This window comes from Actinoplanes teichomyceticus ATCC 31121, from assembly GCF_003711105.1.
In the GTDB taxonomy this organism is placed as follows: Bacteria; Actinomycetota; Actinomycetes; order Mycobacteriales; family Micromonosporaceae; genus Actinoplanes; species Actinoplanes teichomyceticus.
This window is the reverse complement of record NZ_CP023865.1, coordinates 2,257,690-2,271,226: the sequence shown is the minus strand read 5'-3', so window position 1 is coordinate 2,271,226 and position 13,537 is coordinate 2,257,690. Positions and strand designations below refer to the sequence as shown.

Below are 13,537 nucleotides of genomic sequence, written 5' to 3'. Positions count from 1 at the left end.
TGCTGCGGGATCGGCGGACGGCGTCAACCGAGTCACCCGGCTAGCAGCAGCTGGAGCATACTCAGCGGCCTGTGGGCATCCCGGGTGGGCGGGTCGCGGAGTCGCCTCGGTCACGTGGCTGCGGCCGGCCGGCGGTCGCGGCTCGCCGTCGGCGGCGGACGCGGGGCGTGACGGCTGCCGGACCGGTCAGCGCGGCTGGTAGTCCAGCCAGTCGACGTGCACGGTTCCGGCCACCGCGTACATGCCGATCACCCGGCCGGTGAACCCGCCGGCGACCTCGGTGGACAGATACCGGCCGTCGAGCGTGGCCAGCACGGCGCAGGCGCCGTCCGGCTCCTCGACCCCGAAGGCGAGCGTGTCCGGGCCGTCGCGCGGATCCCGTACCTCACCGGCGACGACGTCGATGCGCAGCACGACCGGCCCGTCGGGCACCCGCCGGTCGGCCACGACGGTGTTCAGCGGGCCGATCCGGGCGCGCACCGCGACGTGCCCGGCGGCCGCCTCGATCTCGTAGTGGTGGCGTTCGTCCAGGCGGACGGCGAGCCCGCCCCGCCCCTCGGCCGCGTCGACCCGGGCCCGGACCCGGCAGGACAGGTGCTGCTGGCGGCGGCCGAGAAAGGTCACGTCGAGGTCGTCGAGGGGGCCGGCGGCGTGCAGGGTCAGCCATCCGGCCCGCTCCGCGGTCGTGTACCGCTGCGCCGGGCGGTGCCGCGGCGAGATCCAGCACGGGTCGAGGTCGGCGGAGTCGAAGTCGTCCCGCACGGGCGCGCCGGACCCGGGTGCCGGCGCCCCCGGCTCACCGATGACCGGCCAGCCGTCGACCCAGGTCACCGGCGCGAGGAAGGTCTCGCGGCCGAGCACGTGCCAGCCCGGGGTGCCGCCACCGGGCCGGACCCCGAGCAGCATCATCCACCAGGAGCCGTCCGGCGCCTGCACCAGATCGCCGTGCCCGGTGTTCTGGATCGGGTGGTCGGTGCCGCGGTGGGTCAGGACCGGGTTGTCCGGGCACGCCTCGAACGGCCCGGCCGGGGTACGCCCCCGCGCGACCGCCACGCCGTGGCCGCGTTCGGTGCCGCCCTCGGCGATCAGCAGATACCAGTACTCGCCGATCCGGTACAGGTGCGGCGCTTCCGGCGCCTTGGCGCCGGGCGAACCCGACCAGATCCGGTACGGCGCGCCGAACGTACGCCCGGTGGCCGGGTCGATGCGCACCTGGCTGATCCCGGCGACCGTGCACCAGCAGTTGCCCTCGTCGTCCCAGGCCAGATCGGGGTCGATGCCGGGCACCCCGGGCAGCGGGATCGGGTCGGACCACGGCCCGGCCGCGTCGGTGGCGGTGTAGAGCCGGTTCCCGCCGTCGCTGACGTTCGTCACGATCAGATGGAAGCGGCCGGCGTGATGGCGCAGGGTCGGCGCGTAGATCCCGCCGGACGACCGGGTGCCCGGCGGCAGGCGCAGCTGGCTGGGGCGCTCCAGCGCGTTGCCGATCTGCCGCCAGTGCACGAGATCACGGCTGTGGAAGATCGGGATGCCGGGGAAGTACTCGAAGCTGGAGCAGGCGAGGTAGTAGTCGCCGCCCACCCGGCAGACGCTCGGGTCCGGGTGGAATCCCGGCAGCACGGGGTTGGTGCTCTGCACGTCGGTTCCCTCTCCGCCGTTGATCGCGCCGGTCGGCGTGCCGTCGGCGACGTCTCGCGGGACGCGGCCGGCAGCGGTGCGGCGGTGGGCGGGCCGCGGTGCTCCACCTCTGCCGGCCACCCGTGGAGCCACCCCAGGCATAGATCGACAGTCACCGAAGACTAGCCATGCCGGTGCACGCCAGTCAACGGCTAAGTTCACATCCTGAACGATCTTCGAGCTGCGTACGGCCGGTCACCGAGTCAGGCGGCCGACGATCTCCGCCGGGGTGGGCAGCTGCCGGATCTCGGTGCGCACGTCACGGGCGGCGGCCCGCAGGGCACCGTCGGACAGCAGCTGATCGAGCAGCGCGGCGGTCAGGTCCGCCGGTTCGGCCGACAGCCCGGCGCCCCGGGCACAGATCGCGTCCGCCGTGATGAAGCGATCGGCGAAGTCCGGCAGCACCAGTTGCGGAACGCCGGCGTCGAGCGCGGCCATCGCGGTGTTCGCCCCGCCGTGGTGCACAATGGCGTCACAGGTGGTCAGCACGATGTCGAGCGGCAGCCACGCGGCGGCGCGCACATTGGGCGGCAGGGGGCCGAAGCTGTCGACCGGGGCGCCGCCGAGCGCCAGCACGAACTCCGCGTCCACGTCGCGCGCGGCGCCGACCATGCGCAGCATCAGATCCGGACCGAGCAGGGTGGGCGTCACCGTGCCGACGGTGACCGCGACCCGGCGACACCGGGGGCGCTCGGCCAGCCAGTCGGGGCGTACCCCTCCGCCGCTGTAGGCCACGAACCGCATGGGCCACCCGCCCGGTTCGACCAACATGCTGGGCGGCGGGAGGATCAGCGAGAGCCCGCCGCCCGGGCGGCGCGGGCCCTCGTGGAGATCGGCCAGCCGCCGGGCGAACGACCGCTGCATCGCCAGACCGTCGCCGAACGTGACACTCACGCGTACCGCCGGCACATCGATCGCGGCGGCGACCAGCGGCCCCATCGCCGCCATCTCCTCGTGGACCACCAGGTCGGGACGCCACGTGCGGGCCAGGCGGGTGGCGTTCGCCAGCAGCCGGCGGTTCACGCCCTCGAACAGGGCCACCACGAACTCCATGTCCCGCCGGCGGGCCGCCGCACGCCCCTGCCGCAGGTGGGTCGGATCGGCGGCGATGACCCCGCCGACGTAGTCCTCCATCCGGAATCCGGGGGCGATGTCGGCGATCGGCAGTCCGGCGTGCCCGGCGACGAAGCCCTCCCCGAAGGTGCCGACCAGGACATCGTGCCCGGCGGCGCGAAACGCCCAGGTCAGCGGGACGAGGGGGGACACCGTGCCGAACCCCGCGGTGGAGAGGAAAAGAACGCGCATGTCGCCACCACTCTGGATGCCCGATCCAGGTGCTGTCCGGAAGCTACCCGCTCCCGCGCCACAGCGCGGCCTGTCCCCACCGCCCCGGGGCTGGACAGCTCTGTTGTATTCCGATTATCGCGCACGAAAAGCCGGTTGGCCGCAGATCAACGACCTGGCCACCGCGCGTCGACCCTCACCCACCGGCCGATCCGGTGCGGTTCGGCGACGTCCTCGTCGGAGAGCGTGAGGCCGGCGCCGGGGACGTTCTCGCGCGGGTGTGCCGTCGACGGGGTGCCCGTTGATCAGCAGGGTGTTCGGCGACCCCGCTCCGGGCTTGCCTTTCCCGGCTTTCCGTTCCCTGCTTTCGGCTCCCCGTTCCCTGCTTTCGGCTCCCGGCTCCCGGCTCCCCGCTCCCGGCTCCCGGCTCCCCGCTCCCGGCTCCCCGCTCCCCGCTCGCGGCTCCCCGCTCCCGGCTCCCGGCTCCCCGCTCTCTGCTTCCCTCTCCCCGCTTCCCTCTCCCGGCGGCTGGGAGAACGCATCCGCCGGCCGCCGTGGGCGACCGGGCGGCACCCAACTGTCGGCTCGGTCACACCCGGCGAACATGTTGCTTTGAATTCGAAGCGTGCTATGTTCGGTGAGTGCTTCGAGTTCGAAGCAACAACGAGAGATGAGGGTTCCGATAAAGGCAGTGCGTTTCCACGAGTACGGCGACCCGGACGTCCTGCGTTACGAGGAGGTCGAGCGGCCCGTCGCCGGCGCCGGGCAGGTGCTGGTCCGGGTCACCGCGACGTCGTTCAACCCGGTCGACGGCAACATCCGCGGCGGGTTCATGCAGGGCCCGATTCCGGTGACGCTGCCGCACACGCCCGGCATCGACGTCGCCGGCCGGGTCGAAGCGCTCGGCGCGGGTGTGGCCGGCATCGAGGCCGGCGCCGAGGTCGTCGGCTTCCTGCCGATGACGGGGACCGGCGCGGCCGCGGAGTACGTCGTGGCGCCGGCCGAGATCCTGGTCCCGGCGCCCACGAGCATCCCGCTGGCCGATGCCGCCGCGCTCCCGCTGGTCGGTCTCACCGCGTGGCAGGCGCTCTTCGAGCACGCCGGGCTGACCGCCGGGCAGCGGGTGCTGATCAACGGCGCGGGCGGGGCGGTCGGCGGCTACGCGGTGCAGCTGGCCAAGAACGCCGGCGCCCACGTGATCGCCACGGCCGGCCCGCGCAGCGGCGAGTCGGTCCGGGCGGCCGGCGCCGACCGGGTCATCGACCACACCGCCACCGAGGTCACCGCGGCGGTGACCGAACCGGTCGACGTCGTACTCAACCTCGCACCGGTCGAGCCGGCGCGACTGGCCGCGCTGGTCGGCCTGGTCCGTTCCGGAGGGGTGCTGGTCAACACCACGGTGTGGATGCCCGCCCCCGCCGATGAGGAGCGCGGCGTGCGCGGCATCAACCTGTTCGTCCGCAGCGACGCCGATCAGCTGGCGCGGCTGGTGGGACTGGTCGACGCCGGCAAGCTGCGCGTCGACGTGGCCGAGCGGGCGCCGCTGGCGGAGCTGCCGGCGGTCCACGCCCGGGCCGCCGCCGGAACGTCGGCCGGCAAGGTCGTCATCGTCGCGCCGGCCGCGTGACCGGGCCGCGCGACGCACGGCCCGGCCGGACCAGGCTGCCCGGTCCCTGTGAGCGGCCCGCGCCACGCAAGGCCCGGCCGGAGCAGGCTGCCCGGTTCCCGTGAGCGGCCCGCGCCACGCAAGGCCCGGCCGGAGCAGGCTGCCCGGTTCCCGTGAGCGGCCCGCGCCACGCACGGCCCGGCCCGGCCCGGCGGGGCAGGCTGCCCGGTTGCGGGCCGGGCAGCCTGCCGCCACCGGTCGGCGGTCAGTGCCGGTTGCCGAGGGCGAGCGGGAACGTCCCCGCGCCGACGCCGGTGAAGGTCCGGGTGTACTGGCTCAGGTAGGTGTCCAGGAACGGGGACCGGTCGCCCTGCGTCGGCACGTCGAACCGGGGGTTCTGCAGCGCCAGACCCAGCCGCGCCCGGGTGACGCCGATCGTGTTGCCGCTCGGGGTGTCGCGCCAGCTGCCGCTGCCGATCGTCCCGATCTGCACGGCGAGCTGGTGACCCACCTCGAAGGTCCAGTCGGTGGACTTCAGGTCGAACGCGACCCGGCCCGCCCGTTCGATCAGCGCCACGTTCTCGTCGAACATCACCGCGGTCCCGTCCGGAGCGACGTCCCACAGCCGCACCATGACGTTGCCCGGCGCGTCGGCGTGCAGCGCGATCCGCGGCGTGGCGGTGATCCGCAGCCGGGACGTCACCGGGGTGGACCAGCTGAGGTAGCTGTGCGGGTCGTCGGCCGCCATCGGGGCGAGACCGCGGACGGCGCGCGGGGCGGGATCCGCCGCGTGCTCCATGTCCCACTGCCGGCCGCCGGTCCCGGCCGGCGCGGCCAGCGTCGAGGCGGCGCCGTCGTCGACGTAGCGTCCGTCCGGCAGCTTCGCCGTGGTGTACGACGACGGCGCCGGCCAGGTCCGCTGCGCCCGCCACGCGCCGGTGTTGTCCTCGATGGCGAAGGCGGGGTCGTGGACCTGCGGCCGGATGCCCTTGAGATAGCGGTCGTAGAAGCGCATGACCTCGTCGAAGAAGCCGGCGCGGCCCTGCAGCAGCTGCCCCTGCTCGTTCGTCTCGTTGCCGCGGACGTGCTCCCACTGCCCCAGCCAGCCCCGCTCGACGCCGCGGTGGTTGGCGAGGTACTCCTGCATGTCCTCCGGCTTGGTGTTGTTCTCGATGAAGCCCTGGGTGACGAACAGCGGGGTGCTCGTGCCCTTCGCGTTCGCCGCGAGGTCACGGGCGCGCCAGTAGCGCGATGCGAGGTCGGGATTGTTGTTGTTCGTCAGGTTGTCGGCCAGGCACTCCGGGTGGCTCTGCTCGTACGCCGCGTTGGCCCGGTAGCGCTCGGTGTCGTCGGGCAGCGGCGCGACCGTGGCGATGCTGTTGTAGGCGTTCGGGGTGCCGGTCACGTTGGGCCGGGGAACCGCGTTGCTGAACAGGTAGTTGTACATGTTCCACACCGGCTCCTGGGCCACCACGGCCTTCAGCGCGGGCAGGCGCAGGTTGTTGCCGACGAGGCCGGTCACCGCGTCGTACGACTTGCCGTACATGCCGACCCTGCCGGTCGACCACGGCTGGCTCGCCGCCCACCCGATCGCGGCCTTCACGTCCGCCTGCTCGCCCGGTCCCACCCAGTCCAGGCAGCCGGTGCTGCCACCGAAACCGCGCAGGTCGACCATGACGTAGGTGTAGCCGCGGGCGAAGAGGTTCGTGCCGCTGGTGAAGTCGGCGAACCGGCTGGACGGACCGGTCCGGGTCCACCCCTCCGGCCCGGTCTGGCCCGCGTGGCCGAAGTACGGGCCGACGGCCAGGATCACCGGCGTCTTGGCGCGCGGCGACAGGTGGGCCGGCCGCAGGACGTCGGCGTGGAGTTCGACGCCGCTGTGGTCGGCGGACGGGAAGTACGCCTCGGTCCACACCGCGCCCTCGGGCACGCGCGGGTTCTCCTCGTGCGTGACGCCCGCCGGCGACGGCGGCGCGGCGGTCGCCGCGCCACCGACCGCGAGAGTCGCCATCGTGATCAGCGCTCCGGCGGCGGCCGCTGCCGTGCGTATCCTCATCTGACCTCCCAGTAATAGACCATCGTCTCTGGAGGCCTTGACGCTAGCGTGTTTGCGTCCGATGTGGAGCCCCACCCCGGGCGCGGCGGTCCGTTCCGGACCGCCGCGCGGTGGCCGTCGCCTGTCGTGACGGGCGGGTTCAGGCGGGCGGTGGCCGTCGCGGGTCATGACGGCGGGTTGCGGCGGCAGTGGCCGTCGCCTGTCGTGACGGCGGGTTCAGGCGGGCGTGAGCCGCCACAGGTTGTCGGCGGTGCCGTCGTCGGCGGTCTGCACCACCTGAGCGCCCTGGGCGGTGCCGTTGCCGAGGATCCCGAGCAGCTTCCCGCTGTTCCCGTTGCGGATCTTGTAGGTGCCGTTGCCCTGGTCGAGCAGCGTCCAGCGATGGTCCGCCGTGCCGTTGTCGTCCCACTGCAGCACGCGCGCGTTGTCGGCGGTCGACATGCCGTCGACACCCAGCACCTTGCCGCTGTTGAGGTTGCGCAGGCGGACCGCGTCACCGTCGGCGACCCTGATCCACAGGTGGTCCGGCGTGCCGGTGTCCGGCCAGATCAGGGCGGAGCCGCCGTTGGCAACCGACATGTCCTTGATGCCGAGGACCAGGCCGGAGGCGGCATGGACCAGCTTGTACGTCGGCGACACGGTCCAGTAGACGGTGTAGTTGAAGCCGTGCGCGTCGTGGAACGGCACCAGTCCGACGGTCGCGCCGTTCGCGACCGCGCTGGTCCGGGTGATCGACGAGACGGTCAGCGCGGGCGGCGCGCCGACCGCGGCGTCACCGTAGTTGCCGGCCAGCACCATCGGCCCGTACGTGATCGCCCGCACGTCGGGGTTGTCGTTGGCCGCCCGCAGGACCACCCGCATCGGCAGCCGCACCGTGATCGTGTCCCCGGCCGCCCAGGTCCGGGTCAGCGTCGCGTAGGTCCCCGGGGTGGTGGCGACGGACTGCACCGCGCCGTTGACGCTGATCGTGGCCCCGGAGGTCCAGGACGGGATCCGTATCCGGATGCTCCACGAGCCGCTCATCGTGCCGGTCAGCGTCAGCGTGCTCGTGTCCCCGGCCGGGAACGTGGTGCTCTGGGTGACCGTGATCCCGCGCTGGGTCCAGTTCAGCACCGACGGCGCGAACAGGTTCACCGTCAGCGTGGTCCCGGCCCGGAAGTAGATCGCCTCCGCGAGCCGGGTGTTGACCTCGACGCCGGTGCCCTGGCAGCACCAGAACGTGCCGTAGTCGGTGCTCCACGTCCCGCCGCCCCAGGCCGGCCCGACACCGCGCCGCCCGCCCGGTCTGAGCGGGGTGAAATATGTGACGTGCCCGTGGCCGTCGGCCGGGTTCTGCGCGCCGACGACGTGGTTGAGCAGCGCCTTCTCGTAGAAGTCGAAGTAGTCGGCGCGGGTCGGGTCGAGGACCCACAGCTCGCGGGTGAGCCGCAGCATGTTGACCGAGTTGCAGTGCTCGCAGGTGTCGTTGGTCAGGTACGAGGCGATGGCGTTCGGGGCGCGGAAGTGCTCGGCCTGGCTGTTGCCGCCGATGGCGTACGTGTGCGCGCCGACCGTGATCTTCCAGGCGTTCGCGGCGATGTCGCGGTACCGGGTGGTGCCGGTGGCCTGGTATTCGCGGGCCGCTCCGATCCACTTGGGCACCTGGGTGTTGGCGTGCAACCCGGCGAGCGCGTCGACCCCGGCGGCGAGGGGGCCGAACACGGCGGCGTGGTCGAAGCGCTGCGCGGCGGTCAGCCAGCGCGTCTCGCCGGTCTGCTGGTACAGGTCGGTGAGCACGGCGTTCATCCCGCCGAACTCGGTGCCGAGCATGGCCTGCATCTGCGCGGTGGTCAGCCTGGCGGTGCGGGTGTCCACCCAGCCGGCCAGGTTGCGCAGCACGGTCCGGGCCTGGGTGTTGCCGGTCAGCCGCCACACGTCGAGCAGGCCGGCGAGAGTCTTGTGGATGCAGTAGTACGGCACGTTGCCGTTGGACAGCGTCCGCGCCTCGAGGGCGTCGAAGTCGGACTCCGGGAACCCGGACAGATATCCGTTCGCCGCCTGGCACTTCGCCAGCTCGGCGACCATGTAGGCGGCCTTGTCCCGGCACACCGTGTCGCCGAGGGTGGCCCACGCCTGCGCCCACGCGGTCAGGAAGTGTCCCTGCACATGCGAGCGGAACGGGAACGACGGCGCGTCCCAGCCGCCGTTGGCGGCCGCGCCGCCGGTGGACCGGCCGTGGTTGACGCGGAACACGTAGAGCAGCCGGTCGACATCGACGAACCGCAGGTAGTTCAGGGTCCGGGTCTGATTGTCCAGCAGCCGGCCGGTGGTGAGCCGGACCTGGCTCAGGTCGAACGGGTAGGCGGCGACGCCCAGGTCGTCGCGCACGGGCGGGACGGCTGCGGCGGCGGCCGGGGCGCCGCCGCGCGGCAGGACCGAGCCGGCCGCGCCGCCGACGGCGGCGACGAGCAGACTGCGGCGGGTCACGGGGAGCGGGGACATGGTCAGACCTCCGGGGGACGAGGGGACGACTCCTGTTATCGCTAACAGGACGAAGCGGGCTCCCTGACGGCGCGCCGGACGGGACGGCGAGCAGGATCGGCCATCCGGCGTTGGCTACCGGCCAGAGGCACGGGCCGAGGCGGACCACGGCGATGCGACCCGGGGCGGCCCTCGCACAACCGTGCGCACACAGCGTTGAGTGTTATCGCTCACAAATTCAATCGCAGCCGATTGAAACACTGCGGTAACGCAGCTGTCAACGCATCGACCATGATGAGCGTCCGGCGCGCTCGAAGAGGTCCTGGCGGAAAGCCGACGGCGAGCGCGGCGCGGCCAGCGCGGCGCGGCGCGGCCAGCGCGGCGCGGCGCGGCCAGCGCGGCGCGGCGCGGCGCGGCGAGCGCGGCGGCGATCCGGACCTCCCCGGATCGCCGGTTCCGAGCCGGGAAAGCCCATCAAGCCGCGCGGAGGCGATATCCACGCGGGTGCAGCGAAGCGCTCACCGGAGCACGCCGCGCCGGGAAAGCCCGCCGGCCGGACGCCGCAGACCAGCCACTGGACGCCGGTCAGGACCGACCAGGGACGCAGATCAGGACCACCCTGGGACGCGGATCTGGACCGGCCGCGGACGCGGATCTGGACCGCCCGGGGACGCCGGTCCGAACCGGCCGGGCGCGCCGGCCGGGGACGCGGATCAGACCGGCCAAGGACGCGGATCAGGACCGGTCGGGGACGCGGATCTGGACCGGCCCAGCGCGCCGGTAAGGAGCGGCCAGCGCGCCGGTGGCGATCGCCCCGCGCTCGGCGGCTCAGCAGCCCAGGCGGCGGGTGGACAGCGCGACGTCGTCGATCCAGAGGTCGAAGCCGGCGGGCGTGGTCCCCGGCTGGTACAGCTGCCAGCCGATCTTGACGGTGTCGACGGTGGGCAGCACGAACGGGACGGCGTTGCCGCCGTGGTCACGCTCGGTGGCCCGCAGCACGACGTCCCCGCCGATCCAGGTGGTCACCGTGTTCGTGACCGGATCGAGGCGCCACTCGACGCACTGCCAGACGTCGGCGGCGGCCGGAGCGGACTCGCTCCAGTCGGTCCAGTCGCCGGTGGGACCCCCGTCCGCCCCGATGCCCCACAGCGCCCGGTCCAGGGTCGGGACGTACTGCCCGCCGACCGGGCGCACCACCTCGGCGCTGCCCGGGCCGGTCGCCTCGACCAGGGTGAAGTGCGCCCAGTCGGGGGCCGTCGGGAAGGCGTCGACCCGCAGCCGCATCCGGCCGTAGAAGCCGGTGGCCGGCGCGGCGAGGTCGTCGACGCGCAGGAAGGCCCGCCCGTTGTCGCGGGTACGCACGTGCAGCACCTTGCCGCTGCCGGCGGCCCGGCGCTCGACGGTCAGCGTGCCGTTGCGGGTGTCGATGCCCCAGTCCAGGCTGCTCGCGCCGCCCACCGGCAGCCGGTCGAAGTTCTCGCAGAACAGCGTGCCGCCACCGCGGCAGTCAGCGGCGCCCCGGCCCGGTGTCGCGCCGGCCGGGGCGCCGGGCGGCAGGCTCAGGGTCAGTGCCGAGAGGGCGACCAGCAGGCCGATGCGCTTCACCCGTTCCTCCTTGATCATCTTTGGGAGCGCTCCCATCATTGCACAGCATCGATGTCTTACGCAGCACGCGCCCCGCCGTGGCGTGACGAGATCGTCATCGATCTGTCAACGGATTGTCATGGGAGCGCTCCCGTGTGACGATGGCCGTCACTCCCGCTCCCAGCCCCGGAGTCCCGCCATGCGAAAATCCCGCCTGCTCGCCACCCTGCTCAGCGTGGCCGTCGCGGCCACCGTCGCCGCCGCTCCAGCCGTGTCCGCCGCGGCCGTACTGCCCTATCAGGACCCGTCACTGCCGGTCGCCGACCGGGTGAGCGACCTGCTCAGCCGGATGAGTGTCGACGACAAGGTCGGCCAGATGGTCCAGGCGGAACGGGCCAAGGTCTCCGCCCAGCAGATCACGCAGTACCGCCTCGGCTCCGTGCTGTCCGGTGGCGGCTCGGCGCCCACGCCGAACAGCCCGGCCGGATGGGCCGACATGTACGACGCCTACCAGCGCGGCGCCCTCGCCACCCCGCTGCAGATCCCGATGATCTACGGCATCGACGCGGTGCACGGCAACAACAATGTGTACGGCTCGACGATCTTCCCGCACAACATCGGTCTGGGCGCCACCCGCGACCCGGCCCTGGTAGAGCGGATCGGTCAGGCCACCGCCGACGAGGTCGCCGGCGCCGGTCTGGACTGGACCTTCGCGCCCTGCGTGTGCGTCGCCCGCAACGACCGCTGGGGACGCACCTACGAGTCGTTCGGCGAGGACCCGGCGCTGGCCACCGCGATGACCACGGTGATCACCGGGCTGCAGGACGGCGCGCACCCGGTGCTCGCCACCGCCAAGCACTACCTGGGCGACGGCGGCACCACCGGCGGCGTGGACCAGGGCGACACCGCGCTCACCGAGGCCGACCTGCGGGCCATCCACCTGCCGCCCTTCCGGGCCGCCGTCGAGCGCGGCGTCGGGTCGGTGATGATCTCGTTCAGCAGCTGGAACGGGACCAAACTGCACGGACACCGGTACCTGGTCACCGACGTGCTCAAGGGCGAACTGGGCTTCACCGGCTTCACCGTGTCCGACTGGGCCGGGGTCGACCAGCTCGACGGGCAGCCCGGCTTCACCCAGGCCGAGGTGGTCACCGCCGTCAACGCCGGTCTGGACATGCTGATGGTCCCGGAGAACTGGCAGACCTTCCTCGGCTACCTGCGTGCGGCCGTCACCGCCGGGCAGATCCCGATGTCGCGCATCGACGACGCGAACCGGCGCATCCTCACCCAGAAGTTCGAGCTGGGCCTGTTCGAGAAGCCGTACGCCGACCGCTCGCTGGCCGCGACCGTCGGCAGCGCCGCCCACCGCGTCCTCGCCCGGGAAGCGGTGCGCAAGTCGCAGGTGCTGCTGAAGAACCGCGGCGACGTGCTGCCGCTCGCCAAGACCGGCGGCAAGATCTTCGTGGCCGGCAAGAGCGCCGACGACATCGGCAACTCCAGCGGCGGCTGGACGCTGAGCTGGCAGGGCGCCAGCGGCAACACCGTGCCGGGCACGACGATCCTGCAGGGCATCCGCAGCGCCGTCGGCAGCGGCGCCACCGTCACGTACAGCAGGGACGGCAGCGGTGTCGACAGCACCTACCGCGCGGCCGTCGCGGTGGTCGGCGAGACGCCGTACGCGGAGGGCGAGGGCGACCGGCCGGGCGCGTTCGGGCTGGACAGCGCCGATCAGGCCGTCCTCACCCGGCTGCGGGCGGCCGGCGTGCCGGTGATCGTGGTGCTGGTCTCCGGCCGGCCGCTCGACATCGCCGGCCAGCTCGACGGCTGGGACGCGCTGCTCGCCTCCTGGCTGCCCGGCACCGAGGGCGCGGGCGTGGCCGACGTGCTCTTCGGCGACTACGCCCCGACCGGGAAGCTGCCGGTGACGTGGCCCGCCTCGGCCGGCCAGGAACCGATCAACGCGGGCGACGGCAAGACCGGCCTCTTCCCGTACGGATATGGCCTGACCTATGCCGGCGAACCGGCCGACGTCGCCGCGCCCAGCGTGCCCGGCACCCCGGTCGCGTCCGCGGTGACCGCCACCGGCGCGACGCTGAGCTGGAGCGCCTCCACCGACACCGGCGGCAGCGGCCTGGCCGGCTACGACGTCTACCGGGACGGCACGCTGATCGGCTCGACCACCACCGCCGGGTACACCGCCACCGGGCTGACCGCCGCCTCCCGGTACGCCTTCACCGTGGTCGCCCGGGACCGGGCCGGCAACCGGTCGGCCCCGTCCGCCGCGCTGACCGTGACCACCTCCGCCGCGCCCTCCGACGGCGCGGGATGCCGGGTGAGCTGGACCACCAACGACTGGAGCGCCGGCTTCACCGCCGCTGTCACGGTCACCAACACCGGCACGGCCGCGGTCAACCCGTGGACGCTGCGATGGACGTTCACCGCCGGTCAGGTGGTGACCCAGTCCTGGTCGGCGCGCGTCAGCCAGTCCGGCGCCACGGTCACCGCCACCGGCGAGTCGTGGAGCACGGCACTGAACCCGGGCGCGTCGCTGAACTTCGGCTTCAACGCGACGTCGTCCGGCAGCAATCCGCGGCCCGCCACGTTCACGTTGAACGGCACCGCGTGCACGGTGGCGTGACCTCCCGCCGGGCATGAGGAGACGCAAGCCGTGCGGTGCGCGCGGCTTGCGTCTCCCCGCACCGGGCGCCGTCGCCCCAGCTGAACGCCGCTTCGTACCGACCCGTGTGCGCCTGGGTCCGGTTTCCGGAGAACTCCGGCCTCGCCGATGCCGCTGCACGGGGGAGGGTGCTGGACATGACCGCGGCAGTGGTCGAGGCGGACGAGACGACCGTGCCGCTGTTGCCGTGCCT

Annotated in this window: 7 protein-coding genes; 2 read left to right on the top strand and 5 right to left on the bottom strand. The window is 73.1% G+C overall.

The window, feature by feature from the left end:
- Positions 1–186 precede the first annotated feature (186 nt).
- Positions 187–1,638, bottom strand: a complete 1,452-nt coding sequence (locus ACTEI_RS10250) for a glycoside hydrolase family 43 protein (protein WP_239082325.1) — start codon at positions 1,636–1,638, stop codon at positions 187–189.
- A 234-nt stretch (positions 1,639–1,872) separates the two neighbouring features.
- Positions 1,873–2,982, bottom strand: coding sequence for a nucleotide disphospho-sugar-binding domain-containing protein (locus ACTEI_RS10245; RefSeq protein WP_122977439.1), 1,110 nt, complete (start codon positions 2,980–2,982; stop codon positions 1,873–1,875).
- Between the two features lie 661 nt (positions 2,983–3,643).
- Here ACTEI_RS10245 and ACTEI_RS10235 point away from each other — a divergent pair.
- Positions 3,644–4,588 carry an NADP-dependent oxidoreductase gene (locus ACTEI_RS10235; RefSeq protein WP_122982041.1) on the top strand — a complete coding sequence of 315 codons (945 nt, stop codon included), beginning with the start codon at positions 3,644–3,646 and terminating at the stop codon, positions 4,586–4,588.
- A 244-nt stretch (positions 4,589–4,832) separates the two neighbouring features.
- Here ACTEI_RS10235 and ACTEI_RS10230 read toward each other — a convergent pair whose 3' ends face one another.
- From ACTEI_RS10230 to ACTEI_RS10220, 3 genes are all read right to left on the bottom strand, one after another.
- The gene (locus ACTEI_RS10230) at positions 4,833–6,623 is read right to left on the bottom strand and encodes a CocE/NonD family hydrolase (RefSeq protein ID WP_122977438.1); all 1,791 of its coding nucleotides are present in this window, start codon (positions 6,621–6,623) and stop codon (positions 4,833–4,835) included.
- Positions 6,624–6,839: 216 nt separating this feature from the next.
- Entirely contained in the window at positions 6,840–9,104 is a 2,265-nt protein-coding gene (locus ACTEI_RS10225; RefSeq protein WP_122977437.1) for a beta-L-arabinofuranosidase domain-containing protein, read from the bottom strand.
- Between the two features lie 807 nt (positions 9,105–9,911).
- Positions 9,912–10,724: a hypothetical protein gene (locus tag ACTEI_RS10220; RefSeq protein ID WP_239082326.1), complete on the bottom strand. Its 813-nt coding sequence runs from the start codon at positions 10,722–10,724 to the stop codon at positions 9,912–9,914.
- Between the two features lie 142 nt (positions 10,725–10,866).
- Between ACTEI_RS10220 and ACTEI_RS10215 the strand changes: the two genes are divergently transcribed.
- Positions 10,867–13,305 (top strand): glycoside hydrolase family 3 N-terminal domain-containing protein, encoded by a 2,439-nt coding sequence (locus ACTEI_RS10215; RefSeq protein WP_122977435.1) that lies wholly within the window; start codon positions 10,867–10,869, stop codon positions 13,303–13,305.
- Positions 13,306–13,537: the final 232 nt, after the last annotated feature.